Origin of the sequence: Helicobacter zhangjianzhongii (assembly GCF_030249855.1) — a bacterium.
In the GTDB taxonomy this organism is placed as follows: domain Bacteria; phylum Campylobacterota; class Campylobacteria; order Campylobacterales; family Helicobacteraceae; genus Helicobacter_B; species Helicobacter_B zhangjianzhongii.
Genome location: NZ_JANURN010000011.1, coordinates 21130 through 47923, shown reverse-complemented (window position 1 = coordinate 47923; position 26794 = coordinate 21130). Strand labels below are relative to the sequence as shown.

Here is a 26794-nt window from a genome sequence, read left to right as displayed (position 1 = left end):
TAGCCCATTTTGCGTGCGCTCGATGTTTTGATTGATAGCTACTGCCATCACCCCTAGCTCATCTTGGCTCTTTAGCACAAGTGGCTTTGGCGCGACTTTTGTCTCGTGGTTTAGGTATTGGAAAAATTCAAAGAGAGTGTGGGAGATACGATGGATACGAGCTGTGATCGTTATCTTTACATAGATAAACACAAATGTCGCGATCACCAGCACACAGATCAAAACACCCGCAATATTGACATTTCTCATAAAGCCCACAGAGTCATACACTGATGATTTGGGCGCAACGGTAACGCTCCCCCACCACTGCCCAGTGCTACCTCGCCCCACTTCAAATGAAGCGATCCCCATAATACTCTCTTCCCCTCGCTTATTTCTCACTTCATATACGCCAGATTCGTGGGATTTGAGCGCATTTAGCACGGCTTGCATACTTGGATTATCCGCACTTACATCAGCGAGATTCTTGCCTGTAAATTCGCTATTTGGGTGCAGGACAAACGCCCCATCACTTGTGATAAGCGCGCGATAGTCATTTTCAAAGATACTTCTGCGCTGCGCAAAGAGAGAGTCCCCTATAAGCCCCAGGTGCAATGTAGCTCCCACGACACCTTGGACACTGCCATATTCATCTATGATTGGGTAATTAAGCGTCACGCGTATTTTCTGCTCCCCAGCAGTGTGCATCTCTGTGGGATTACCGATACTTGGCTTGCCACTTGAAAGAGCCTTTTGCAAGCCATCATCAGCTAAAAATGCCCTATCAGCAGGCAAAATCGCCACCCCTCCAAGCTCCTTTGGCTTATCATCGTGCCCTAGCATCAGCACTCCGCCATTTGCCAGCCTATAAGCACTACTTGCATCAGGCATTAGTGATGGGCTTTTTAGGTAGATATAGCCGTATTCTACCCATTGATTAGAGTCTAAAAGGGCGGTTAGGATATGCTTTGCTGTATTTTCATTGAAGCTTTTGCTATGGATATATTGCGCAAGATTTCTTTGCGAGTAGTTTAGGGCTACAAAGCTTTCATTGATATAGCCTTCTATGGCATTGCCTGTCCGCTTTGCTACATTTAGCACAAGCTTATTGGCATCACTAGTTTGGATATTGTGCGAAACACTCACCAAAACAACGCCCAAAATCCCCATACACAAAAGCAGAATCAAACTCACTGAAACAACGATCTTGCTTCCTATGCTTAGTCTATTAAACATTGCTTCCTCCTTGATTTGTCAAATACAAAATTCTATTTTTTTTTTTTTGTCAAGTCAAGGAAATAGCGCAGATATAAGGAGCGGTGTGGCGATCCATAAGGCAAGCCTAGATCCAGCACAAACCACAAGCCTAGAATCCACTTTTGAAAATGCTAACAAAACGCAAAAAGTGGATTCTAGGGGCTGGGTGGTTTTCTTTGTGGATTGCCGCGCAACCGCTATCGCGCTTGCTCGCAATGACAGAAAAGGCATTGCTGCTAGTGGAAAATGGATTGCCACGAAAATCCTTGCGGATTTTCTCGCAATGACAGCATAAAAATGCTTGCACAAGCACAATCACCGCTTGCAATGACACACAAAATGCCCCTTTTGTCATCGCGAGCCGATGTATCGGCGTGGCGATCCATAACAAGCCTAGAATCCACTTTTGAAATAATGCTAACAAAACGCAAAAAGTGGATTCTAGGCTTGCTTTGAAGCTCCATCGCTTGCTTATCGCCTGCCCTATTCACGCATAAGCCATAGCGCGATCTCATCAGCCAGAAATATATCACGCGCCACAAGCCTGCCATCTCGCAAAAAACACATTTTTTCCTCTAGCAAAATACTTAGGCGATTGGGATTGATAGACGCAGATACCGCAGCAATATCCACGCCCACTTCACTCCTAAGCCCCAAAAACACCGCCTCAAAGGCTAGGTCGCTTGGGGCTAGGCTCTCACACGCCTTTGCCAAAGGATCTGCTAGGTATGCTCGCAAGTCCTTTTGCCGCTCATAGCGCACCTGCCCTACCCTACCCACTGCCCCCACGCCGCAGCCCAGATACTCCGCCCCAGCCCAATATTTGCGATTGTGTAGGCATTTGTAAGGGCGGGCGAAGTTGGAGACTTCATAGTGGTAAAAGCCCTGTGCTAGGGCTACTTCACGCACGATGTGTGCTTGCTTCTCTAGGCTATCTTTTTGCGCTAGGCTTGGCGCGGCTAGGGATTTGTGTTTATGGGCAAAGCGCGCACCCGGCTCTATCATAAGCGAGTAGGCAGAGAGGTGATCAATATCTAGCGCGCAGGCTTTTTGCATATCCGCACGCAGCATGGCTTCATCATCAAAAGGCGTGCCATACATCATATCAATGCTTCTATGTGGGAAGACTTGGGCGATTTCTAGGGCGTGGTAAATATCTCGCCCGCTATGATCGCGCTCTAAAAATGCGAGCTTGCGCGGATCAAAGCTCTGCACCCCTAGGCTAATGCGCCCTACTCCTAGGCGCGAGAGATCGCGGCACCATTGTGCTTGCAGGGTGTTGGGATTGGCTTCTATGGTGATTTCTTGGATACTTTGCATATCGCAAAATCGCGCGATTTGCTCAAATATCAGCGCATACGCGCTGCTAGGCAGTAGGCTTGGCGTGCCACCACCGATATAAATGCTATCAAGCTCCATAGGCGCGAAGTCGCTAGAATCCAGCTCTGCAAGGCTAGATTCTAGGGCTGGATTTATGAGTATAGATTCTAGCTTCTTAGCCCTATACGCACTAAGCGTGTAGCTAAGATCACGCAGCAGGCATTGTATGTAGGCTTGCTGTACACTAGAATCCACCCCCGTATAAGAGCTAAAGGCGCAATACCCACACTTACTTGTGCAAAATGGTATATGGATATATAGCACCATAGCTACTCCGTTGTATTAGTCTCAAAAATTTGGATAGAATCTTAGCTTATTCTAACTTTTCAAGGAGTGTTGATGAAGAAACTTTTCGTATTTATAGTGTGTGCATTCCTAAGCACACAGAGCTTTGGGGCGAGCTATTTGCCTATCACAGATCCAAAAGGCAATGGTCTAGCAGTCTCTACGCACGAGCTAGCAGATAGCATAGGGCAAAAGGTGCTAGACTCTGGCGGGAATGCCATTGATGCGGCAGTAGCAGTGGGCTACGCGCTATCAGTCGTGCATCCAGCAGCAGGCAATATCGGTGGCGGAGGCTTCGCGCTAATCCACCTAGCAAATGGGCAAAACATCACCCTAGACTTCCGCGAAGTAGCTCCCGCAAAAGCCACGCGCGATATGTATTTGGACAAAAATGGCAATGTCATACAAGATCTTAGCGTTGTAGGCTATCTAGCTGCTGGAGTGCCGGGCACGGTAAAAGGTATGAGTGCTATGCTTGATAAATATGGCACCAAAAAGCTAGCCGATCTCATCGCGCCCTCTATCGAGCTAGCGGAAAAGGGCTTTGCTATCACAGAGCGACAAGCCCAAACAATGCTAGAAGCCCAAGGCAATCTAGCCAAGTTTGCAAGCTCTAAGAAGTATTTCCTAAAGCCTGATGGCAAGACTTATAAGCAAGGTGAAATTCTCGTGCAAAAAGATCTTGCCAAGACTTTGCGACTCATCGCCCAGAAGGGTCCTGATGCGTTCTACAAAGGCGAGATTGCTGGAATGATCGAAGCAGATATGAAGAAAAATGGCGGGATTATCACTAAGCAAGATCTAGCACAATATGAAGTTGTATGGCGCAAGCCTGTGGAGGGGACTTATAGGGGCTATAAGATTCTCTCTATGTCTCCGCCAAGCAGTGGTGGCACGCATATTATCCAAATCCTAAACACCATAGAAAACGCCAATATCACAAAGCTAGGCTACCAAAGCTCGCAAGCTATCCACATCATCGCTGAAGCTATGCGCCAAGCCTATGCGGATAGGTCTGAGTATATGGGGGATCCTAGCTTTGTCAAAATCCCATTAGATAAACTTCTAAGCAAAGCGTATGCAAAAAGCATTTATGCCAATATCAAGCCAAACGCCACGCCAAGCAGTGAGGTAAAGCCAGGTCTTGGACCAATCCACGAGGGTAATAACACTACGCATTATTCTGTCGCAGATAAATGGGGGAATGCCGTGAGTGTAACCTATACGATCAATGGCTCTTTTGGTGCGTATGCGGCGATCGATGGGGCAGGATTCTTGCTCAATAACGAAATGGACGATTTTTCCATTAAGCCCGGTGTGCCTAATCAATTTGGGCTAGTGGGTGGCGATGCCAATGCCATTGAGCCGGGCAAACGCCCTCTAAGCTCGATGTCTCCTACAATCGTGCTAGATAAAAGCAACAAGCTCTATATGGTAGTCGGTAGTCCCGGCGGTGCTAGGATCATCACAACCGTGCTGCAAGTCATCATCAATGTGATTGATTACAAAATGGACATAGCTCGCGCGGTAGAATCTAGTCGCTTCCATATGCAGTGGCTCCCTGATGAGCTGCGGCTTGAAGCCTTTGGACTTGGGCAAGATACTAAAGACAATCTTACTAAAATGGGCTATAAACTTGTAGAGCTCCCTGATATGGGCGATGTGAATGCGATCCTTATCAATAACGGAGTAATGCAAGCCGCTCACGATCCTAGGACAGAGTTTTAGATCTAGCTAGGCTTACTTAGTTTTTGCGCTAGGGCGTGCAAGCCCTAGCACTCTCCCTAAACCCCCTACTCTCTATCAATCTTTTAAACAATCTCTTAAAGTAGATCTACTTATACCACTAACGCTTATGTAAGGCATTGTGCAGGGCTTTGGCATTATGGGCTATGGCATCTAGGCGGTCTTGCAAAGTGGATTCTAGCTCCAAAATCTCCTGTGCGGAGTTTTTTACATTTTTGGCATTATCCCTAGAATCCACTTTTTCCCTAGAATCCACTTTTTCTAAAGAAGCTGCGTTTTCTAAAGAAACTGCGTTTTCACTAGGGGCATTTTTCTCTGTCATTGCGAGACACTGCGTAGCAGTAGTGTGGCAATCCATTTTTTGCGATGTATCAAAAGTGGATTCTAAGAGGCTAGAATCTTGTGGTCCATAAGACCATAGAGAGCTTATCACTGCGTGCATATCGGCGTTTTTTAGCAGGTGGATATTATGAGTGCTAATGCCACCGATAGCACAGATTGGTATGCATAGCTCTTGTTTGGCTTGGGACAGGATCTCAAGCGGTGCAGGCGCGGCATTAGGCTTTGTAGCAGAGGGGAAAAACGCGCCAAACGCCACATAATCCGCCCCCAAAGACTCTAGAATCTTTGCTCTGTGCAAATCCCCATAGCTTGAAGCACCTAAGATCCCGCCAAACCGCTCTCGCACACGAGCAAACTCCCCATCATCTCTGCCGATATGCAATGCCGGGGTATTAAGCCTTAGGGCAAGCTCTAGCCTGTCATTTAGCACAAAAAGTGCGCCATACCGCTCACACAGCCCTAAAAGCTCCTTGGCAATGGGATAAAGCCACGCATCGCTATGGCTTTTATCACGCAGCTGAAAGATCCTAACCCCAGCTTTAAGAGCGGATTCTACACATTTAGGCAAAATCGCATAAGGTGTTAGGCTCTCATCACTTATGGCATAAATGCCTTGTAGTTTTTGTGGCATTATGGATTCTGTCATAGCGTGTTTTTGTGTGGCGTGTTTTTGTGTAGCGTGGCTTTTGGGGCAGTAAATACCACGACAATTTCACTGCCGCTACTAGAATCCACTTTTACACTAGAATCCGCATTTGCACTACAATCCACTTGAGAGCGCAGAAATATATGGGCATTGTGGTAGATCGCTATATGCTTGACTATGGATAGCCCAAGCCCTGTGCCGCCAAGCTTTTTACTGCGGCTTTTATCTACGCGGTAAAATCGCTCAAACACGCGCTTTTGCTCGTCCTTTGGGATCCCTATGCCGCTATCTTTGATGGCAATAGCAATGGTGTCTTGCTCTAGCGGGAGTGGGAGACTTGCCGTGATATGGGTGAAGTGCGCAAAGTCTTGGATATAAAATTTCGCGCGAGTGATGCGGATTTCTAGCAAGCCTTGCTGGGCGTTGTATTTAATCGCATTTTCGCAAAGATTATAGAGCATATCTTCTAGCAAACGCGCTACACCATTGATAGCACACTGCTCCTCATCGCACAGCACCTGCACGCGCAGCTGTTTGTCAACGATTAGGGGCGATAGAGATTGCAGCACCTTGTGGGCTACTTCTTGGATATAAATCGTGCTAGTCTCTAGCTCCGCGCCACCTTCATCAAAAAACGAGAGCTTTAAAATATCATTGATGATTTCCAGCAGTCTTTTGCACTCATCATAGATTTTGTCAAAAAACAGCATAAAGTCTTTTTGCGGGATTAGCCCTTGGCGCATCATCTCGCTGCTTGCCATAATCACACTTAGCGGAGTTTTTAGCTCGTGTGTAACATTCGCGCTAAACTCCTTGCGCATTGCGTGGATTTGGTTTTTTTCATTACGATCAAGCAACAAAACGACAAAGGCTTTGGGCTTTAGCTTCCCCCAAATAGGCAAGGCAATGCACTCGATGTAATTATCGTGTATTTGTAGCTCGCTTGTTTGGATCTGGGGAGAAAGCAGGTCGATAAATGCAAAAATCTCGTGTGCTACATACAGCTCTGGCGACTCTGGTGTGGCATTAGTAGCAGAGATGGATTCTAGGCTTGGGAGCAGGGTCTTTGCCTTGGTGTTGTAGCTTAGAATCTGCTTTTTTGTATCAATTAGCACTAAGCCTTCATTGATATTTTGGCTAATTGCTTGGAATTGCTGCTGCTGGTGGCGGATAATTTTAAGCTGCTTTTTAAGGCGTCTTTTTTGCGCGATGAGCTTATCAAAAAATGGCACAAGCTCGCGGTAAGGCGCGCAGAATTTCTTGCTATCTAGGGTGGAGAGATTATTAAGCGGAGCGATGATAGATCTTGTCAAGTAGCTTGTGATGATCGTGCTTAGCAGCAGCGTAAGGATAAGAAGCCCCGCCATATAGCCCAAAATAGGCAGTAAAAACGCATAAATGTCCTTTTGATTCATAGAGATCCGCAAGATCAGCCGATATTCGGGTAAATAGCTTGCATAATACAGGGATTTATAGAGTGTGTTTGTGGATTTGCGCTCGATATAGCCCTTGCCAATACTTAGTGCCATTTGCACCTCTTCTCGGTCTTTGTGATTATCTAAATCCACCGCGCTAATGGTGTTATCATACACGACAACACCCTCTTCTGTGATGAGTGAAATACGATAGGGGTATTGCGCCCAAAAGGAGAGATAATCAGTATTGTGCATTTGTGTGATGAGCTTTTTGGACTCTTGCTCTAAATGCTCATAAGCCCATTTCTGCCCAATGGCATCAGCTGCTAGAAAAAATAGCGCGAAAATCACAATCTCCACTCCCGCTACAAGCCCAAAAATCGAGTAAAAAATCTTTGCCTGCAAGGACTTTGGCGGTGGGGATTTGGGCGGATTGCTACTATCGGTGTTGGCGTAGGGGGTGGAGATTTGTGGGCTGCTAGCTTTGTGCGTGATTGATAGGTGTTGGCGTGGCATTATAACTCTTTAGCAAAATCTATTTAGAAAGCGGCATTGTAGCAAAGCTTTGGGCATTAGTATTCTTTAGGATTCTAGTGTTTGCCATAGGGCTTAAACATTTACTATATTTTTACAAAACTTACTTGACACTTTACAATGGGCTATTACCATTCTACTTGCATTCTGCAAATTTATTAAAGGAGTTCTTATGAGAACATTTGCTTTCCCAAAAGCGTTGAAGAAATTTGTCTTGGCGTTTAGCCTATGCTCTGTAACACTTGCTAGTGCTGCACCTATCAATCTCGTATCTCGAGAAGAAGGCTCAGGCACTAGGGGAGCGTTTGTAGAGATTTTTGACCTCTTGCAAAAACAAGGTGATAAAAAGATCGATATGACTTCACCACGCGCAGAGATCACAAACTCCACTGCCGTTATGCTCACTACAATCGCACGCAACAAAAACGCGATCGGCTATGTATCACTTGGCGCATTAAGCAATAGTGTAAAAGCCCTAAACATCGATGGTGTAGCTCCAAGCGCAGCAAACATTAAAAGCAAGAAATACAGCGTTTCTCGCCCATTCCTTGTCATCACCACCAAGCCAAACCCACTTGCAGATGACTTCCTAGGCTTCATCGGCTCAGACAAAGTGCAAGACACTATCGTCAAAGCTGGCTATATCCCAACAGAAGCTAAAGCATACACGCCTAAAAATCCCGAGGGCAAAATCGTCATCGCTGGCTCTAGCTCTGTAACACCTCTTATGGAAAAGCTCAAAGAACTCTACATCGCCCAGAATCCAAAAGCCACGATCGAAGTGCAGCAATCAGATTCTACAACGGGAGTTAATGCCACAGTGCAAGGTATCGCGCATATCGGTATGGTAAGCCGCGAGCTAAAAGATAGCGAGCTAGCAAAGGGTGTAAAGCCACGCGTCCTTGCTATCGATGGTCTAGCAGTGATTGTCAATCCAAAAAACTCTCTTAGCAATCTCTCAAAAGCTCAAGTCAAAGACATCTTTAGCGGTAGTATTAAAGATTGGGATCTTAAATAATCCACTCTTATAATACTTCACCTCTTAAAGCCCTACTGCTTGGTGGGGCTGATTTACCTTAGTTTTATTAAAACTTCTTTAGCATTACACTTTCACTTCGTTGATAGAATCCACTTTTACAGATTGGGATAGGATATGCGACATATTCCTGTGCTTATGGAGCAAGTAGCTAGTGTTTTTGCGCCGTTGCGCTCTTGCTCTAATGCCGTGTTTATCGACTGCACGCTGGGGCTTGGCGGACATAGCAAAATGATCTTAGAGCTATGCCCAGACCTTACACTCATCGGGATCGATCAAGATGCTAGTGCCATTGCACTTGCTAGAGAAAATCTAGCTGATTTTAGCGATCGCCTAGAGATTTTACACGCAAATTTTGCGCAAGGATTCTTACAAGCCCTAGATCTAGCACACGCCCAAAATAAGCGTATAGCAGGTGTGCTAGCAGATATTGGGGTAAGCTCTTTGCAGCTAGATACACGCGAACGGGGCTTTAGCTTTGTGAGTGAAAGGCTTGATATGCGTATGGATACGCGCCTATCGCGTAATGCCAGCTCCATCATCGCAGAATTTTCTCCATACGCACTAGAAGAGCTACTGCGCGATTATGGGCAAATAGTAGAATCCAAAAAAATGGCGCGTATCATAAAAGAGTTTGCCAGCACACAGCCGCGCGATGAAAGTGGATTCTACAATGCACGCGATTTAAGCGAGCTTCTCTCTAGGCATTTCCCTAAGCATAAAATCCACCCTGCTACGCTTGCTTTCCAAGCTTTGCGCATAGCAGTCAATGATGAGCTTAATGCCCTACAAACCCTGCTAGAATCTATCTCTCAAGCTAGCACAAGCCCCAGCCTGTGCGGAGCTATTGTTGGCATTATCAGCTTTCATTCACTAGAAGATAGGCTTGTAAAAGAGTGCTTTAAGACTTTATCAAAATCCTGTATCTGCCCAAACGATGCCCTGCGCTGCGTGTGTGGAGACAATCACGCCAAAGGCACCATCCTAACCAAAAAGCCTCTAGTAGCAAGCCCAGAAGAAGTGCGCGCTAATCCACGCGCAAGATCGGCTAAACTTCGCGCTTTTGCGCTACAATAATCGCCCAAGGAGACATAATGCCAGATACCCATAATGATCTTTACCAAGATATACGCGTAGATTCTAGTGAGAAATCAGCTCTCTATGATGATGAGCCTGCAAGCGGGCTGCATATACGCTATTTGATCATCGTATATGGGGGGTTGTTTCTTGCCTTGCTTATTTGTATGCCTAAAATCTGGCTTTCTAGCTCGATCTACTACATTAGTCGCGACATTAACAAGCTCCAAACCCAAAGCGATCTACTCAAAGAAGAAAACAAACGCCTGCAAAATGAGCGTGAATCCCTGCGCTATCAATACCTCAAGACACAATCCACCACGCGTTAAGATTATGATATTTCAAGGGAGTTTAAGAAGTTTTTGGATAGAAACACGCTTTATTTTATCACCCACAAGGAGAGAATATGAGCTTAATGATCAATGATGAATGTATCGCTTGCGATGCGTGCCTAGAAGAATGCCCAAATGATGCGATCGTAGAGGGCGATCCAATTTATACGATTGATCCAGATTGCTGCACGGAGTGTGTGGGGTATTATGATGAGCCAAGCTGTGTGAGTGTCTGCCCTAAAGATGCCATTATCCCAGATCCGGATAATAGCGAGAGCTTAGAAGAGCTGAAATACAAATTTGAGCAGCTTAACAAAGGCGAGTAATGGCAAAAATTACTGCAGTGATTGACATTGGCTCAAACTCTGCAAGGATGGCGATTTTTGAAAAGACAAGTCGCTATGGATTCCGGCTTATTTATGAGTGCAAATCACGCGTGCGGATTTCTCAAGGCTGCTATGAAAATGGCGGATTCTTGCAAGAAGCCCCTATGCGCCGCGCGATCAACACACTTAAAGAATTCCACGCTATCGCTAAAAAATACACCGCTAGAAAGCTACTTTGCGTAGCAACTTCTGCTGTGCGTGATGCACCCAATCGCGCAGAATTTCTCCACAGAGCTAGAAAAGAGAGTGGGATAAAAATAAAAGTCATCGATGGGGCAAAAGAAGCGTGGTATGGTGGGCTAGCGTGTGCTAATCTCTCTCATAGAAAAAGTGGCATTACCATTGATATAGGTGGAGGTAGCACGGAGTGTGCGATCATAGAAAATGGCGACATCAAGGAAGTCATATCGCTGCATTTAGGCACAATCCGCTTAAAGGAGCTGTTTTTTGACCGAAAATCCCTAGATGAAGCAAAGCAGTTTGTCAAACAAGAGCTGCAAAAAATCCCCCAGCATTTCACCCACGATAATATCTTTGGTATCGGTGGGACGATCCGCGCACTAGCCAAAATCACAAGCAGGCAAAGAAAATACCCGATAAAAACCATCCACGGCTATGAAATCGCTATCAAAGATGCAAAATCCTTTATCCAGACTATCTATAAGGCAAAAGAAGAAGATCTAGGAGGGCTTGGGGTATCGCTAGATCGGCGCGATAATATCCGCTCAGGTGCGCTAATCTTCTCTATGCTACTAGAGCATTTTGGGGCAAAGTGTATCACAGCAAGCGGTGTGGGGGTGCGAGAAGGAGTGTTTCTAGCTGATATGCTACGCACGCAAAAATACCGCTTCCCACAAGGGATCTATCCGTCGCTTATCGCCTTGCAAGATCGCTTCAAAGTGCGCACCAAATGGGGAAAATCAATCGCTAAAGAAGCTAATGCGATCTTTGATGCGCTCGCTAGCGTGCATAGACTTGATGAAAGCAACAAGCGATACTTGCATATTGTGTCGCAATTATGCGATGTGGGAGGGTTTTTGAATTTTTATGGGCGGACGGATCACGGAGCGTATTTTTTGCTACACGGGCTTGATTATGGATTCTCACATACTGATAGAGCAGTGCTATGTCTCTTGCTTGAATACATCAACAAACGCATACCCAAAGATGACGCCATAGCCCATATCACAGATATTATGCCACCTATTGAGCATTTGCAATGGCTAAGCTTTATCCTATCGCTTGCGTATGCTTTATGTATCACTGGTGATCATTGCTTGCAATATAGCTTTGAAAATAACACGCTTTTTATCACTGCAGATTCTAAGCTAGTGCTAGCTAGAGAATCTATCGCGCATATAACTCCACCAGCACAGCTTAGCGTGATCATCTCCTAGGTGCAAGATGAATATAGTTGGCGTATTGCTTGGAGCATTTGTGAGCGTGCTAGGATCAATCCTTGCGATCGTGCCACATCGAGTGTTTTTGCTCTGTGTGAAAAGCCTTGGATTTTTAATGTGTCTTTTGGACAACAAACGCCGCTATAATGACGCGCTGACAAATTTGGATTTTATCTATGAAGATTCTCTAACTCTCGCCCAAAAGCGCGCGATCATCAAGCGTTGCTACCAGAATTTTGCCTTTGTGATTTTAGAAAGCATTAGAATCCCCAAAATCCCCTACCATATCCACAAACAACGCTTTGATATTATCGATGAGCATTACATACTAGATAGCTTGCGTAAAGATGGCAGTGCTGTGCTTGTATCGGGGCATTTTGGATATTGGGAGGCATTGGCGACTTTCCTCCCCCCTCGTCTAGAGCCAAGCAAAATGGCAAGCCTAGGGCGACTCACAGGGATTGATAGTATCGATAAGCTTATTATTTCTCGCAGGGAGCTGCAAGGCGTGCGCTTTATTGATAAGGCAGGGGCATTTAGAAATTTACTTAGATTCTACACGCAGGGCAATGCTGTGGCTGGGATCTTAGTGGATCAAAGTATCTCATCAAATGAAGGCGTATGTGTGGAGTTTTTAGGAAAGAAAGCAAGCCACACGCCCATAGCTTCTGTGCTTTCACGCCGATTTAATATCGCCATTGTGCCGGTGTTTATCGATATGAATAAAGACTACTCGCGCTTTGTTATGCGCTTTTTTCCGCCTATTTATGCGCCACACACACAAGATCCCACAAGCGATCTAGCGCAAGCCACGCAAGCTCAAGCAGATATTACAAGCAAAGTCGTGCGTAGCAATCCAGCAAGCTGGTTTTGGTTCCATCGGAGGTTTAAGGACTACTATCCAAATCTCTATGCCAAAAAGCCCTAGAATCCCCAAAAAGCTACGAAACCCCACCGCAAAGCGTAGCTTCTTTAGAAAACAAGGGATACCGCTCGGCGTAGCCGATGTTTCTTTAGAAAACAAGGGATACCGCTCGGCGTAGCCGATGTTTCTTTAGAAAACAAGCGACAGCGGTGCAAGGCGGGGGCACGCAAGCAGGTTTCTTTAGTAACCCCTAGAATCCTTGAAGCAGACAATCAGGGCGGTTTGAAAAATCCGCCAAAAATCAAAACCAGCCGCAAAGTAAAAAAGTGGATTCTAGCGACACTGCCCCTTTTTCTGTCATTGCAAGACACTGCGCTAGCAGTGGCGTGGCAATCCACAAAAAACACAAGCACACAAAAAGTGGATTCTAACTTGAGTGCCCTACCCTAGTCTTAAACTAGAATCCACTTTTTAAATTCTAGCTAAGCACGCTTCTAAATACTACTAGACACGCCAAAAAGCGCGTTGATTTGCTTGATGAAGTCTAGTGGGTCAATCTGCACGCCATTACACACCACGCCAAAATGCAAATGCGCTCCACTTACCCTGCCTGTCGCACCGCTTAGGGCGATTTTCTCACCCTTGCGCACAAACTTTCCAGCACGCACCAAAAGCTTGCTATTATGAAAATATGTCGTATAAATCCCATTGCCGTGATCAATCACAACCGACTTTCCCGATATAAATCGATCCTTAGCCAGCACCACCACCCCATCATTTGCCGCATAAATCGGTGTGCCTTGCGGTGCTCGAAAATCTGTCCCGCTATGGAAGCTACGCACTTCGCCATTAAATACACGCGCACCGCCAAAAGGGCTTGTGATAGTAACGCGCTTTACCGGATAGGCAAATGGCTTTGTCCAGTAGGTGGCTTTGCGGTTGTGTTTATAGATCGCTAATACCTCTTCACGCTCTTTGGCAATGCGTTTTTGCTCTTTCTTGCTTGGGTGGATTTTACTGCTGTCTAGGACTTTGATGGACTCTTGTTTGTAGGGTGCTTGCTGGATAGTGATTGCCAAATCATTAGATAGTCGCACTACTGCAGGCTTAGTATGATAGTCAATAGGCACTAGAGCGATTTTTTGCTTAGGTTGTGTCGGGTGCTTAAGCCAAGTGATTGTGCGCTTATCTATTGCTAGCGGGGTGGGATTGGGACTACTGCTATAAGCGATAAAAAGCCTGCCATTATAGGCAGTATGTGCGGCGTGAGTGCCATTAGCCTTTGCGGTGGATTCTAGAGCTACTGCAAGGATCGCACAGGCAAGAAGTAAAATCCAATATCTGCGCATACATTTCCTTTATGTGGATTCTATATAGATTCTGGGGCTAGATTTTTTAGCACAAATTTACCTTGCGTATGTTGCAAAAAATTTGCCACCACCGCGCACTTAATCTTAAAAAGCAAAAACACTCTAGGATCAGCTTTATCTTCTAAGCACTCAAAATTCCCCATACCCTTTGCCAAAACCACATCAGCCCTATCATACAAACCCCTAGCATACGCGCTAGCATCATCATACAAAAACCCCGGCGAGCGCACCCCAGAATCCACCACTTCACATATCTCTAAAATTGGCGAGTGATTATCGCGCAAATCTTGCAAAGTAATGTCATTGATGATAGGTGTGCCACGCGTGAAGTAATACACCTTAAGCTGCGGATACAGCTGCATTACAAGCTTTATGCACTCACTATCAAACACATCTTCTCCAGCATTATCGCCAATATATACAAGCTCCCGTGCGCTAGCTAATCGCTGCTTTAAATTGCTTATATCATAGATAGCAAACTCCATAGAATCCATATCAAATAAACACGATTCTATATCAAATTCATCTGCGCTGCCATAGTCGATGATATTGCCAAGTGCTGCGAGCTTAATTGCAGATTCTAGTGTGTGTGGCATATCAGTATGTGCTTTGATTTGCTCTAGTGCTATTTTTGCCTTTTGTATGCTTGCAATCTTTTGGTCGTGATATAAATCCATCTTTGCGACAAAATCCCCAATCGCCCTATAAACATCTATCGCAAGCTTTGGCGGAGGGCAAGATGGCGGAGCTTGGGGTATGGGTAGAGTGATATGGGCTTGGGTTTTTATATGATGCAATATAGTGCGCCTAGCTTGCTTGTGTAGGCAAGCTAGGCATTCTTGTGTTGCTTGCACCTATTTATTTCCGCTAAGATCAGAGACTTTCCCCCACATAAGCCGATATTTACGCTTCATAAACTCTAGCTCTTCTCTAGCGGATTTTAGCTCTTCGCGCATTACATCAATGGTCTTTTTGTCATCATCATAGACTTCTTGCATAGAAATCAATGCTTCTTTTAAAAAACTATTTTCACTTTTAAAAGCACTGATTGTTTCATCTTTGGCTCCAATGACCTTCTCGTGCAAACCCATAATAGTATGGATCGTGCGCTCGACAAAGACAGGGTCATAAGCCACGCCATTAGCCTCTGCACTAGTTAGTCCTGTCTGCACGCGATTGACTAGTGCATTTGTGCTGCTTTGTGCTTCGATGAAGATCTGCCCATCTTCTTCCTTGCTTGCGATAGAGCCATTTTCGATCATCTCTTTTACTTTTTGCTCTTCAAGACCAGAAAGCTTGATAAATTCGCTAAACTCCAACCACGCAGCGTTTTTTACTTCCATATTACCCCCTATTTGGTAGTCTCACTTCAATGCTTTTAGAATCTTGCTCAATTTGCACAACTTTTGCCGCCCTATCTGCAAGCAATTTTTCCGCTAAGTCCTTATCGCCAATAGCTAGAATCTGCACCGCCATATACGCAGCATTGAGCGCACCAGCCTTGCCCACAGCCATACAAGCCACCGGCATACCTCCGGGCATTTGCACAGTAGAGAGCAAAGCATCAAGCCCATCAAGCACTCCACCAGATAGCGGGACTCCTATGACAGGCTTTGTCGTTTGCGCACACACTGCCCCAGCCAAATGAGCCGCCATACCAGCCGCACAGATAAATACTTTTGCACCTTTGGATTCTGCCTGTTTGATATAATCTTTTGTCCTATCAGGGCTTCTATGCGCAGAGCTAATTAGCACTTCATACGGGATAGAAAACGACTCTAACGCCTGCAAACAATGTCGCATAATCTCATAATCACTCTTGCTACCCATAATCACGCTAACAAAATCCATCATTTCTCCTTATTGACAATTTACACACTCAATGCTTCTGTCTAGCACTTCCTCTGCCTCTGGGCTTTGAGAACGGAGATAGTATGTAGATTTTAGTCCAAGCTTCCAAGCAAGTGAATAGATCTCGTGTAGCATCTTACCACTGACACTAACATCTTTTAACTTGATAAAGATATTTGTGCTTTGCCCTTGGTCAATCCATTTTTGCCGCACTGCAGCAGCTTTGATAATATCACGCTGATCCAAATCATACGCATTCTTATAATACTCCCAAGTATCTAGTGTGAGTCTTGGCGCAACCACAGGAATAAGCCCACTTAGATTTTCTTCAGACCATTTTTTGCGATAAATTGGCTCAATGGTTTGTGTCGTCCCCACAAGAATGCTAATAGAGCTAGTAGGAGCAATTGCCATAAGATAGCCATTGCGCATACCATTTGTGCGCACAATCTCTCGTAGATTCTGCCAATCACAACTCAAGCTAAAAAGCCCCCCTCTATCCACAAGCTTTAAGGCTTCTTTGTTTGCCAAATCGATGGGGAATATCCCCTTACTCCAATTTGATCCTTCAAACTGCGGGTAGCTACCACGCTCTTTGGCAAGATTGGAGCTAGCTAAAATAGCGTTATAGCTTATCATTTCCATAAGCTCATCAATTTTACACAAATGTTCTTGTGAACCCCAATGTATCTTCTCTGTAGCAAGCAATTCTGCTTCGCCCATTACACCAAGCCCCACGGCTCGATTGAGTAAGTTTGTCGTTTTGACTTTGCGATTAGGATAGAAGTTTAGATCAATCACATTATCAAGCATTCTAATGGCTATGGGCACCACGCGCTCAATGTCTTCTTTCGTGTGGATTCTGCTAAGGTTAATGCTTGCAAGATTGCAGACTGCTGTCAGCCCACCTTCTTGGATTTTTTGAGTAATGAATATTTTTTTACCATTGATAGAATCTAGACTTGTTAGCTTATTTGCCTTTTTAGTCAGCCCAACATCGGTGGTGATCATATCGCTTTCTTCAAATATTTCCTTATTGCCATCTTCAAATTCTATTTCTATTTTATAATGGCTTGGCGCGGTATTTTGGAATATCTCTGTGCAGAGATTTGAGCTGCGGATAATGCCAGCGTGTTTATTGGGGTTTGCGCGATTGGCGTTATCTTTGAAGCATAAAAATGGCAAGCCCGTTTCAAAATAATTGACTAAAATCTTTTTCCATAGATCTTTTGCTCTAATTTCTTCTTTAATGATACTTGAGTCATTTTCTAGCTCGATATAACGCTTTTCAAACTCTTCTCCATACAGTTCCGTAAGCTCTGGACATTGATAGGGATCAAACAATGTCCAGAGTCTATCTTCTGCCACACGCTTCATAAACAAATCCGGAATCCACAATGCCGGAAATAGATCGTGTGTGCGCCTGCGCTCTTCGCCAGAATTTTTACGCAAATCAATAAAATCCGTTACATCAAAATGCCAAATCTCCAAATAAGTAGCAATAGCACCCTTACGCGTGCCAAGCTGATCTACGGCGATGGCTACATCATTGGTGATCTTTAAAAATGGCACGACACCACCCGCAGCACGCTTATGTCCATCGATAAAACTTCCAAGTCCCCTTACCTTGGAGTAGTCCCAGCCGATACCACCACCATACTTACTAAGCAACGCCATTTCTTTATATGCATCAAAAATACCTTCAATATTATCCGGCGTGCTTCCTATGAAGCAAGAGCTTAGTTGATGTCTTGGTGTGCGCGCATTGGCTAAAGTTGGGGTCGCACAGACAACTTCAAATTTTGAAATTAAATCATAAAACTTAATCGCCCATTCATTTGGATTTTGTTCATTTTGTGCTAGAAACATTGCAATCGCCATAAACATATGCTGTGGTAGCTCGATAGGCTCGCCACCTGCATCTTTGATCAAATAGCGATCATATAGTGTTTTAATCCCAAGATAATTAAATTGCAAATCACGCTCTGGCGCAATGTGGGAGTTAAGCAAATCCAAATCAAACTTTTCCTTTAATCCTATGACAACTCGCCCTGCCTTTTCAGCTTTTTCAAAATACTCTCGCAAGCTTTTATAGCCAGTGAATCTACTCACGCGATGATATAAATCATAGAGAAACAATCGCGCCGCGACAAATGTCCAATTTGGCGCATCAATGTCGATTTTATCGACTGCTGCTTTGATGAGAGCTTGCTGGATTTCTTTAGTCGTAATACCATCTTTAAAGTGTAGTTTTGCATCAAGCTCCAAGTCACTTTGACTCACGCCACTTAAACCCGCAATAGCACTTGCGGTGTATTTTTGGATCTTGCGTATATCAAGTGTTTCTATGCGCCCACTTCTTTTTACTACCTTTATACCTGTCATTGCCATTGTATATCTCCCTATATGTATTGCACAAATTCATTCATACTAATGCGTGGGGCTGGTCTTTTAGGTGCTTCTAACCGATAGCCAAAAGTCATAATCAACGCCACTTGATAATCAAATGTATCAAGAGCTAAAAACTTCTCAACATTGTCTTTCTCAAACCCTTCTATTGCACAGGAATCCACGCCCAAATACGCCGCGCAATTCATCATAGAGCTTGCTGTTATATACGCTTGCCTAGCACTCCATTGAAAAATACTTTGGCTATCTATATAACCATTAGCCTGCAAAAAGCCCTTATATCGCTCATCTTTATATGCCTTAATACGATCGATATTGATACCTTTACGCATAAAACTCCACATTGCATAATTACTATCGCTCTGCATATCTGCAATTTTAGAAAGATATATCACAAGCTCGCTGGCTTGGGTGATTTGATCTTGATTCCAGCACAAAGCCTTTAGTTGCTCTTTTTTTTTCTTATCTCTTACTACTAGCAATCGCGTAGGCTCCATACCAAAAGAGCTTGGCGAAAGTCTGCCAGATTCTAGGATTGCCTCAAACACATCAGCTGGGATCGACCTTGTCTCATCAAATTTCTTACAAGCGTGCCGAAAACGCATCGCTTGGATAAAACCATTATCCATTCTCACTCCTTTGCAATGGTATCAATAATGCGTGCTATTTCTTGCTGGCAGCCCGCTTGCGCAAATTTGGCTCAAGGATCTTTTTGCGAATGCGGACATTACTTGGCGTAACCTCTAAAATCTCATCTTCTTCTATCCACTCTAGCGCGCGCTCCAAGGTAAGATCTCGTGGGGGCACAAGCTTAATGGCATCATCACTCCCACTTGCGCGCATATTTGTCAAATGTTTTGCCTTAATGGGATTGACATCTAAATCATTATCGCGACTATGCTCGCCTATTACCATTCCCACATACACTTTGGTCTGTGGTGTGATAAACAACACACCTCTTTCTTGGATATTAAAGAGCGAAAAGCCTGTCGCTTCACCATTTTCCATAGAAATAAGCGCACCATTTTTACGAGATTCTACATTGCCACTAAATGGACGAAATTCCAAAAAGCTATGATTCATAATCCCCTCGCCTTTCGTATCAGTCAAAAACTCGCTACGATAGCCTATAAGCCCTCTTGCTGGGATTTCAAACTCTAGCCTCGTGTAGCCATCTCCCATAGGATTCATCGCTTTCATTTCAGCCTTACGCTTGCCAAGTCGCTCGATAATCGCCCCACTAAAATCCTGTGGCGTATCAATGACAAGATGCTCAAAAGGCTCGCATTTAGCCCCACCGATTTCTTTAATGATAACTTCTGGTCGCGAGATGCTAAACTCAAACCCTTCACGCCGTAGATTCTCGGCTAAAATCGTGATTTGCAGCTCACCTCTACCACTCACGCGAAATTTCCCTTCTCCCATTTCTTCACAGCGCATAGCGATATTAGTCTGCATTTCTTTAAGTAATCTATCTTTTAGTTTATTTGCCGTTACATGCTTGCCCTCTAAGCCTGCTAACGGACTATCATTGACCGCAAAATACACACTCATTGTAGGCTCTTCTAAGTGCATAGGATCTAGTGGCATAGGATTGTTTGGATCAACGATAGAATCCCCCACATCAATGGCATTAAACCCAGCAATAGCTACAATATCTCCTGCTTCAGCAGATTCTATCTCTGTGCGCGCTAATCCCATAAAGCCAATGAGCTTTGTGATACGCCCTGTCTCTTTCTCACCATCACTTTTGGCAAGCATTACACTCTCATTCTTTTTCACACGCCCATTAAACACCCGCGCAATGCCAATTTTCCCTACATAATTATCATAATCAAGAGTGAATATTTGCATTTGCAAGGCATTTTCTACGCTACCACTAGGAGCAGGGACATACTTTAAAATCGTTTCAAACAATGGCTCTAGGTTCTCCTTAGGGTCATTAAGGTCTTTTATCGCATAGCCATCACGCGCAGCAGCATACACCACCGGGAAATCCAGCTGCTCATCGCTAGCACCCATAGCAACAAAAAGATCAAAGACTTCATCAACAACTCTATCAGGCTCTGCGGCGGGCTTGTCGATTTTATTTACCACGACAATGGGGCGGATCCCAAAACTTAAAGCCTTTTTGACGACAAACTTTGTCTGTGGCATAACGCCTTCTTGTGCATCTACAAGCAACAAGACACCATCAACCATTTTTAGCACTCGCTCCACCTCTCCGCCAAAATCTGCGTGCCCGGGCGTGTCTATAATATTGATCTTAGTATCTTTGTAGGTAATTGCTGTATTTTTAGAGAGTATCGTGATCCCACGCTCTCTTTCTAAATCGTTAGAATCCATTACGCGCTCATCGACTTTCTCGCGCTCTCCAAAAGTGCCAGACTGGCTCAAAAGCCCATCAACTAATGTCGTTTTGCCGTGATCTACGTGTGCTATTACTGCGATATTTCGTATATTTTGCATTGATAAACTCTCTAGTGGGATTGGGAGCGGGATTGTAGCATACATTTATTGAAATTTATAATATAAAACGCGACATAAATCTAGAGAGAATCCACATAAAAATCTTGCTATAATGCCCAAAATAGGAGTATCTAGCACACCAATCACACGCAAGGATACAAATGCGACTATGGGTATTATTTTGCACAAAGCACTTTGCTTGCATAATGGCATTGTGTATCTGTCTTGGCTGCTTTACAGGATGTGCCACAGATGTCGCCACATTAGAGCATTTTAGTAGAATCTATTACCACCACTCTGCCGACAAAGCACATAAGTTTGCACAAAAAAAGGCTAAAAACAATGATCTTTTATGGCTTATACAAGCAGGGATAAGTGGCTTTACTACCCAAAACGCCGATACCTTATCACTCCTAGATCAAAGCGAAAATAGACTTTTGGCATTTGAGCAAGAAGGACTGCTTGCTTCCACACTCTCTCAAGTGGGATCCACCCTTGTAAATGACAATGCAAGAGAGTATCGTGGTAATATATATGAGAGTATATTTGTCAATTACTATAAAGCTCTAGCCTATCTTGCACAGGGCGATCAAGCCCGTGCTAGAGTGGAGTTTAATCGCGCCAATGACCGCCAAAGAAGAGCCAAAGAATATTACACTAGCCAAATATCTAAAGCTCTAGCCCAAGAACAAAGTCGCTACAACCAAAGCAGTGCCAATGGCATTATCGATCAATCCAAATCCACCCGAGAAATCGATAGTATTCTCACGCAATATTATGGGAATCTCAAGCAATTTAGCGCGTTTGAAAACTTCATCAACCCAAGCGTGTCTTATCTCTCTGGATTAGTATTTTTGCTCTCTGGGGATTCTAAGGGGTTAGACTATCTTAAAGAATCTTATGGGATCACACGCTCGCCAACTATCGCTAATGACTTGCAGCATTTTCTTACGCGCAACAAGCAGGCTTATACTTGGATTATCCTTGAAGAAGGTAGGCAGGCAAGAAAAAGCGAATTGCGCATATCACTGCCATTTTACACGACTCAAGGGCTTTTTCACTTTGGCTTAGCATTGCCGCAGCTAGAATCTATCCCAAGCTATGCACAAGAGTATAGACTAGATTCTACAAAGACATTTGAAGTGCTAGCAGAAGTGGATTCTATCATCGCCACTGAGTTTGATAAACAGCTTAAAGCCATAAGCACGCGCGCACTTGTCTCAAGTAGCATTAAGCTTGCTATGCAAGTGGGCGTATCTAGCGCACTTGATCAGGTTGATCCACTGCTAGGGCTACTAGGCTCTGTGCTTGGCTCTACCTACTCTATGGCAACAACAAGTGCGGACTTACGCATAACAAGTGTGCTGCCTAAGCGAATATTGCTAAACAAAATCCCCCACCGACATCCACAAACCATCCAGCTAACAGCCCAAAACACCCCCATAGCGACACTGACACTAAAGCAATGCGATAAAGCCACGCAAGATTCTAGCAAGACAAAAATCAAGCCAAATAAGCCTAACCACATCGAATTATGTCTAGGACATAATTCGATCATCTATGTGCGCGATACACCAGCTAAAGCCTATATGCAAGCTATCTATAAACAAGTCAAATAGACTTTGGGATATGCCTACTTGACTTGCTACTCGATTTTATTTTCCAAAACAGATAAATCATTAAACCTTGTTGCCGTGCTAGGATCACCATAGTAAGGATCTCCTTGAAATCCACACCCCTGCATAAGGAGCATAAGAAAATATGCTACAATCAACCTATGAAAACCATTCATCAAGTCATCACCTCTTTTTTTGCTAACAACAGCACGCTTGCTAGTCGTCTGCACTCTAGGGAGAATCTAGAGAAGCTTAAATATGTCTTGCCAGCTGATATGCAAAAAGGACTTCTAGCGATCTCCTACAATCCACCTAAACTGCTCTTTTGCTTCAATCACCCAAGCCACGCCTATAACTTTAATCATTATAAAAAAAAAGACATTATGTATTGTTTAAAATCCTATCCTGATACTTTTAAAGCCTTTTTAGCAAGCATTGAAGAGACATCAATGCAAAACTTTATGCAAAATGTCCAAATCTCTGGCTATGTGCCTAGACATATTCTTCAGCACCCCACTTCTCAAAAACCCATAGCAAGCCACTTTGATGAGCCAGCAAATGGTGTGTTTATCAATCACGCCACAGACCCGCATTTGCACGCGCGTTTTGAAGAAATTAGACAATTAATTTTGCGCAACAACGCAAAGAGTAAGCACGACTAGAGTGATGATAGATTTTGCCAAAGCTTACGAGGAGAAAAACAAGGGCTTTAGCATATTTCCGCGCTCAAATACCCCCAAACAAGATAGGCTGCTCCTATATGGCGCGCCCAAATGTGGCAAGAGCGCATTAGCCCTTGATCTAGCGCGTAGCTACAAGCACCAGATTCTAGTAGATTGTGCGGATTTGCGCCTACATAAAGAAAGAGCGCAAGCCTCCCTGCTAAAGCTATTTTTAGAGAAAAAATTTGGTGTGCTAATTATTGACAACTATCTCCCAGAGATCACAATCCCAAGCCACCCAAATATTATCCTAATCACTACAAAAATCACCCATATATCAGAATCTATCCGTGCAAGCTTTCATACTCATTGTGTGCGGGCTTTGAGCTTTGAGGAGTATGTATCTTTTAGCAAAGGTAATCGCCTAGAATCCATATTTGCCAGCTTTCTCAAAGAAGGCAATCTCCCAGAAATCGCCCTAATGCCAGAACATAAGCGTATCCAAAGGATACAAGAAATCACCCTGCTCTATGCCAAGCAAGACACAAGTATTCTGGCATTTTTGCTCCACTATCAAGCAAAGCCATTTAAGACACACAATGCATTTTGCCTACTTAAACAGCAGCAAAAAATCTCCAAAGACAAAATATATGCCTTTGTGCAAACTCTCTTAGATGACCAAGTGGTCTTCACGCTCACACACAAAAATGGCAAAGAATCCAAGCTCTACTTCTATAACTTCGCCCTACCCTATGCGATCTCCCCCACGCCAAGCTTCCAAGCGATTTTTGAAAATATGATCGCCTGTGAGCTCTTACACAAATCTTTAGCAATAACCTATGATGATACTTGTGATTTTATCTTGCAAGGCACAGCACTCTTTGCCACGCCTTTTCCCAATCAAGCCCTAATAGAATCTAAACTCTCCAAAGCAGGGGCAATGTATAAAGAGTGTATATTTATCAGCATAGATACTGCCATCCCCCAAACCACCTCGCATTTAGGCACATATCGCGCTATGAGTTTTATTGATTTTGGATTAGATTATCTTTGTGGCTATAAATAATAGTCGCTATAAATTTACTTCATCGTTGTAAGATTTATGAAGTGCTTAAAGCCATTCACACCAACAACATTAAGGATAACTATGAAGCTAGCTACAAAACAAAACTTCGCTGAACTGATAAAATCTCAACTATGTATAGTAGAGATGAGCGCGCCTTGGTGTCTAGACTGCCGCAAAATCGAGCCTATAATGCAAACCTTAGAATCCAAATATCCACAAGTGGATTTTATCTTGCTTGATTTTGATGCAAGCCAAGATTTAAAGCAGGAGCTTGCCATACGCAGAATCCCTACTTTGATATTTTATAAAAATGGGCAAGAAGTCCTAGAGCGACTAGTTGAGCCAGATAGTTTGCATACCATAGAGCAAATGATCCAAGCCTTGTTGCAAGCATAGAGCAATATTTCATAAGTATTTTGGACTTTTTTAGATAAAATGCCGATTTTTTAAAGCAAATTCCTCCCATTAGACTAGATTCTCTTGTTTGCTTATATCTTGCCGGCGTGGGGCTGGCGTAGCAGATCTTAGAGATTTAAGACTAGTATTTTAAGGTTATATTATGAGTAGAAATTTCTTTTTAGGTATAGGGATCGCATTTTTTAGTGTGTTTCTTGCTTTTGGAAGTCTCACAGCACTTGCCAAAGATGACTCACCGCAAAAAGTAGATACAAAAAAGCAGCGAGCGCAAGCTTATGATAGGCTTGCGCAAGCCATTGCTACGATAGAATCTTACTATGTTGATGATGTGCCTATTGATAGCTTGATCAACAAAGCCATCGATGGGCTTATCGCTAATCTTGATGCCCATAGCGAATATCTTAGCGAGAAAAAATACAAAGAGCTAAAAACTCAAACCGAAGGCGAGTTTGGTGGGCTTGGGATTACCGTTGGGCTAAAAGATGGTGCGCTTACCATCATCGCGCCTTTAGAAGGCACTCCGGCACACAAAGCTGGGCTAAAAAGTGGCGATGTGATCTTAAAAATTGAAGACCAAAGCACCATTGGTATGAGTATCGATGATGCAGTCAATCTTATGCGTGGAAAGCCAAAAACACAAATCACCATAACCGTTGTGCGCAAAGGCGAGAGTAAGCCTCTAGTCTTTACCTTAATGCGCGATATAATCAAAGTAAAATCAGTCTATGCCAAGACTATTGATAATACGCCTTATCTCTATGTGCGGGTTAATTCCTTTGACAAAAATGTCGCCCAAAGCGTCAAGCAAGCACTAAAAGAACATAATGGGATAAAAGGACTTGTGCTTGATTTGCGTAATAATCCGGGAGGATTGCTAGACCAAGCGGTTGATTTATCTAATCTCTTTATCAAAAGCGGCGTGATCGTCTCCCAAAAAGGCAAAATCAAAGAAGAAAACATCATCTACAATGCAAATGGCAAAGCCCCTTATAGCAAGCTCCCTATTGTCGTGCTTGTCAATGGCGGGACAGCAAGTGCTAGCGAGATTGTCTCTGGTGCATTGCAAGATCATCATCGTGCAATCATCATAGGAGAAGAAACCTTTGGCAAAGGCAGTGTGCAAATCGTGATTCCAATCAATGCTACTGAAGCGATCAAGCTCACTACAGCTAAATACTATCTCCCAAGCGGGCGCACGATACAAGCCGTAGGCGTGAAGCCTGATATTGTCGTATATCCAGGCGTTGTGCCACAAAGCGAAGGGGGATTTGAGATTAAAGAAGCAGACTTGCGCAATCACTTACAAAACGAATTGCAAAAACTTGATAATACTGAGTCAAAATCCGATGAAAAATCATCGCCTGAAAATCAAAAGAACATTACAAATGCGGATATTTCTAATGATATTCAGCTCAAATCCGCCATTGATGCGCTAAGGGCGTGGGGGATATTAGATTCTGCAAAGACACAAGACAAGCCCAAAAAGTAGCCCACCACACACCAAAGGAGAATCTATGCTAACACAACAAGCACTGCTTTATGAAGGCAAGGGTAAAAAACTCTTTGCCACAGAAAATCCCAATGAAGTCATCGCAGAGTTTAAAGATGATCTTACTGCATTTAATGCACAAAAACGCAGTAGTGAAGATGGCAAAGGTGCGCTAAATTGCCTAATTAGTAGCATACTCTTTAACCTACTTGCGCAAAAAGGTATAAAAAGCCACTTTATCCAATCTCTTAGCTCCACAACAATGCTCTGCCAAAAAGTGCAGATAATCCCCATTGAAGTTGTCGTGCGCAATATCGCCACAGGCTCCTTGAGCAAGAGACTAGGCATAGAAGATGGATTAGTGCTGCCCTTTACACTTGTGGAGTTTTACTATAAAGATGATGCGCTAAATGACCCAATCATCAACGATGAGCATTGCAAGATTTTAGGCATTGTTGATGATGAAAACGACCTAAGCTTCTTGCGCGATCAAGCGCGTAAAATCAACGCGATCTTGCGAGATTTCTTCGATCAAAGGGGCTTAAAGCTTGTGGATTTTAAGCTTGAATTTGGCAGAAATGCACAAGGTGAAATTATCCTAGCTGATGAAATATCTCCAGATAGCTGTCGGCTTTGGGATAAGCAGACAAACCAAAAGCTTGATAAAGATCGCTTTAGGCAGGATTTAGGAGATCTAAAAGGTGCGTATGAAGAAGTGCTAAGACGCATACAAAACAATTTTTCATAATTCAAGCAATAGTTTCA

The 26794-nt window shown here is 43.8% G+C and carries 27 protein-coding genes; 16 read left to right on the top strand and 11 right to left on the bottom strand.

The window, feature by feature from the left end:
* Positions 1-1215: PDC sensor domain-containing protein (locus NYG90_RS09800; protein WP_285264992.1), on the bottom strand; the 1215-nt coding region annotated here is incomplete at its 3' end.
* An 85-nt stretch (positions 1216-1300) separates the two neighbouring features.
* Here NYG90_RS09800 and NYG90_RS09795 point away from each other — a divergent pair.
* The gene (locus tag NYG90_RS09795) at positions 1301-1531 is read left to right on the top strand and encodes a hypothetical protein (RefSeq protein ID WP_285257694.1); all 231 of its coding nucleotides are present in this window, start codon (positions 1301-1303) and stop codon (positions 1529-1531) included.
* On the top strand, positions 1483-1692 hold the full coding sequence (locus NYG90_RS09790; RefSeq protein ID WP_285257693.1) for a hypothetical protein: 210 nt from the start codon (positions 1483-1485) through the stop codon (positions 1690-1692). The genes NYG90_RS09795 and NYG90_RS09790 overlap by 49 nt, the downstream gene beginning before the upstream one ends.
* A 27-nt stretch (positions 1693-1719) precedes the next feature.
* Here the strand turns inward: NYG90_RS09790 and hemW are convergent, their stop codons facing one another.
* Complete coding sequence (gene hemW / locus NYG90_RS09785; RefSeq protein ID WP_285257692.1) at positions 1720-2883, bottom strand: radical SAM family heme chaperone HemW; 1164 nt, start codon at positions 2881-2883, stop codon at positions 1720-1722.
* A gap of 72 nt (positions 2884-2955) precedes the next feature.
* Between hemW and ggt the strand changes: the two genes are divergently transcribed.
* Positions 2956-4629 carry a gamma-glutamyltransferase gene (ggt, locus tag NYG90_RS09780; RefSeq protein WP_285264991.1) on the top strand — a complete coding sequence of 558 codons (1674 nt, stop codon included), beginning with the start codon at positions 2956-2958 and terminating at the stop codon, positions 4627-4629.
* Positions 4630-4747: 118 nt separating this feature from the next.
* Here the strand turns inward: ggt and NYG90_RS09775 are convergent, their stop codons facing one another.
* Positions 4748-5635, bottom strand: a complete 888-nt coding sequence (locus tag NYG90_RS09775; RefSeq protein ID WP_285257690.1) for a thiamine phosphate synthase — start codon at positions 5633-5635, stop codon at positions 4748-4750.
* On the bottom strand, positions 5632-7566 hold the full coding sequence (locus NYG90_RS09770) for a sensor histidine kinase (RefSeq protein WP_285257689.1): 1935 nt from the start codon (positions 7564-7566) through the stop codon (positions 5632-5634). The genes NYG90_RS09775 and NYG90_RS09770 overlap by 4 nt, the downstream gene beginning before the upstream one ends.
* Before the next feature lie 190 nt (positions 7567-7756).
* Between NYG90_RS09770 and NYG90_RS09765 the strand changes: the two genes are divergently transcribed.
* The 7 genes from NYG90_RS09765 (at position 7757) to NYG90_RS09735 (ending at position 13130) form a co-directional block, all read left to right on the top strand.
* A complete protein-coding gene (locus NYG90_RS09765) occupies positions 7757-8602 on the top strand; it encodes a substrate-binding domain-containing protein (protein WP_285257688.1) in 846 nt (281 codons plus the stop codon).
* A 135-nt stretch (positions 8603-8737) separates the two neighbouring features.
* The gene (rsmH, locus tag NYG90_RS09760; RefSeq protein WP_285257687.1) at positions 8738-9697 is read left to right on the top strand and encodes a 16S rRNA (cytosine(1402)-N(4))-methyltransferase RsmH; all 960 of its coding nucleotides are present in this window, start codon (positions 8738-8740) and stop codon (positions 9695-9697) included.
* 17 nt (positions 9698-9714) lie between these two features.
* Positions 9715-10026 (top strand): hypothetical protein, encoded by a 312-nt coding sequence (locus NYG90_RS09755; RefSeq protein ID WP_115011864.1) that lies wholly within the window; start codon positions 9715-9717, stop codon positions 10024-10026.
* A 77-nt stretch (positions 10027-10103) separates the two neighbouring features.
* Positions 10104-10355 (top strand): YfhL family 4Fe-4S dicluster ferredoxin, encoded by a 252-nt coding sequence (locus NYG90_RS09750; RefSeq protein ID WP_115011863.1) that lies wholly within the window; start codon positions 10104-10106, stop codon positions 10353-10355.
* Positions 10355-11812, top strand: a complete 1458-nt coding sequence (locus tag NYG90_RS09745; protein ID WP_285257686.1) for a Ppx/GppA phosphatase family protein — start codon at positions 10355-10357, stop codon at positions 11810-11812. The genes NYG90_RS09750 and NYG90_RS09745 overlap by 1 nt, the downstream gene beginning before the upstream one ends.
* A gap of 7 nt (positions 11813-11819) precedes the next feature.
* Positions 11820-12743 carry a lipid A biosynthesis lauroyl acyltransferase gene (locus tag NYG90_RS09740; protein ID WP_285257685.1) on the top strand — a complete coding sequence of 308 codons (924 nt, stop codon included), beginning with the start codon at positions 11820-11822 and terminating at the stop codon, positions 12741-12743.
* Between the two features lie 219 nt (positions 12744-12962).
* A complete protein-coding gene (locus NYG90_RS09735; RefSeq protein WP_285264990.1) occupies positions 12963-13130 on the top strand; it encodes a hypothetical protein in 168 nt (55 codons plus the stop codon).
* Between the two features lie 44 nt (positions 13131-13174).
* Here the strand turns inward: NYG90_RS09735 and pgp3 are convergent, their stop codons facing one another.
* From pgp3 to typA, 7 genes are read right to left on the bottom strand one after another with little or no spacing between them, the layout of a single operon-like run.
* Positions 13175-14029, bottom strand: a complete 855-nt coding sequence (pgp3, locus tag NYG90_RS09730) for a peptidoglycan metallopeptidase Pgp3 (protein ID WP_285257683.1) — start codon at positions 14027-14029, stop codon at positions 13175-13177.
* 20 nt (positions 14030-14049) lie between these two features.
* Entirely contained in the window at positions 14050-14904 is an 855-nt protein-coding gene (locus NYG90_RS09725; protein WP_350338555.1) for a damage-control phosphatase ARMT1 family protein, read from the bottom strand.
* Positions 14905-15393, bottom strand: a complete 489-nt coding sequence (locus NYG90_RS09720) for a DUF3972 domain-containing protein (protein ID WP_285264989.1) — start codon at positions 15391-15393, stop codon at positions 14905-14907.
* Between the two features lies 1 nt (position 15394).
* A complete protein-coding gene (purE, locus tag NYG90_RS09715) occupies positions 15395-15901 on the bottom strand; it encodes a 5-(carboxyamino)imidazole ribonucleotide mutase (protein ID WP_285257681.1) in 507 nt (168 codons plus the stop codon).
* A gap of 9 nt (positions 15902-15910) precedes the next feature.
* Positions 15911-18286 carry a ribonucleoside-diphosphate reductase subunit alpha gene (locus NYG90_RS09710; protein WP_285264993.1) on the bottom strand — a complete coding sequence of 792 codons (2376 nt, stop codon included), beginning with the start codon at positions 18284-18286 and terminating at the stop codon, positions 15911-15913.
* A gap of 17 nt (positions 18287-18303) precedes the next feature.
* Positions 18304-18939: an NAD(P)H-dependent oxidoreductase gene (locus NYG90_RS09705; RefSeq protein WP_285257680.1), complete on the bottom strand. Its 636-nt coding sequence runs from the start codon at positions 18937-18939 to the stop codon at positions 18304-18306.
* 34 nt (positions 18940-18973) lie between these two features.
* Positions 18974-20779, bottom strand: coding sequence for a translational GTPase TypA (typA, locus tag NYG90_RS09700; RefSeq protein WP_285257679.1), 1806 nt, complete (start codon positions 20777-20779; stop codon positions 18974-18976).
* A gap of 161 nt (positions 20780-20940) precedes the next feature.
* On the opposite strand from typA, the gene NYG90_RS09695 reads away from it, so the two are divergent.
* The 6 genes from NYG90_RS09695 to purC all read left to right on the top strand — a co-directional run bounded on the left by NYG90_RS09695 (position 20941) and on the right by purC (position 26777).
* On the top strand, positions 20941-22398 hold the full coding sequence (locus tag NYG90_RS09695; RefSeq protein ID WP_285257678.1) for a COG3014 family protein: 1458 nt from the start codon (positions 20941-20943) through the stop codon (positions 22396-22398).
* A gap of 104 nt (positions 22399-22502) precedes the next feature.
* Positions 22503-23057 carry a hypothetical protein gene (locus NYG90_RS09690; RefSeq protein WP_285257677.1) on the top strand — a complete coding sequence of 185 codons (555 nt, stop codon included), beginning with the start codon at positions 22503-22505 and terminating at the stop codon, positions 23055-23057.
* A 1-nt stretch (position 23058) separates the two neighbouring features.
* Complete coding sequence (locus NYG90_RS09685; protein WP_285257676.1) at positions 23059-24123, top strand: ATP-binding protein; 1065 nt, start codon at positions 23059-23061, stop codon at positions 24121-24123.
* A gap of 81 nt (positions 24124-24204) precedes the next feature.
* Positions 24205-24519 carry a thioredoxin family protein gene (locus tag NYG90_RS09680; protein ID WP_285264988.1) on the top strand — a complete coding sequence of 105 codons (315 nt, stop codon included), beginning with the start codon at positions 24205-24207 and terminating at the stop codon, positions 24517-24519.
* Positions 24520-24682: 163 nt separating this feature from the next.
* A complete protein-coding gene (locus tag NYG90_RS09675; RefSeq protein ID WP_434062742.1) occupies positions 24683-26029 on the top strand; it encodes a S41 family peptidase in 1347 nt (448 codons plus the stop codon).
* 25 nt (positions 26030-26054) lie between these two features.
* Entirely contained in the window at positions 26055-26777 is a 723-nt protein-coding gene (gene purC / locus NYG90_RS09670; RefSeq protein ID WP_285257675.1) for a phosphoribosylaminoimidazolesuccinocarboxamide synthase, read from the top strand.
* The last annotated feature ends 17 nt before the right edge of the window (positions 26778-26794 follow it).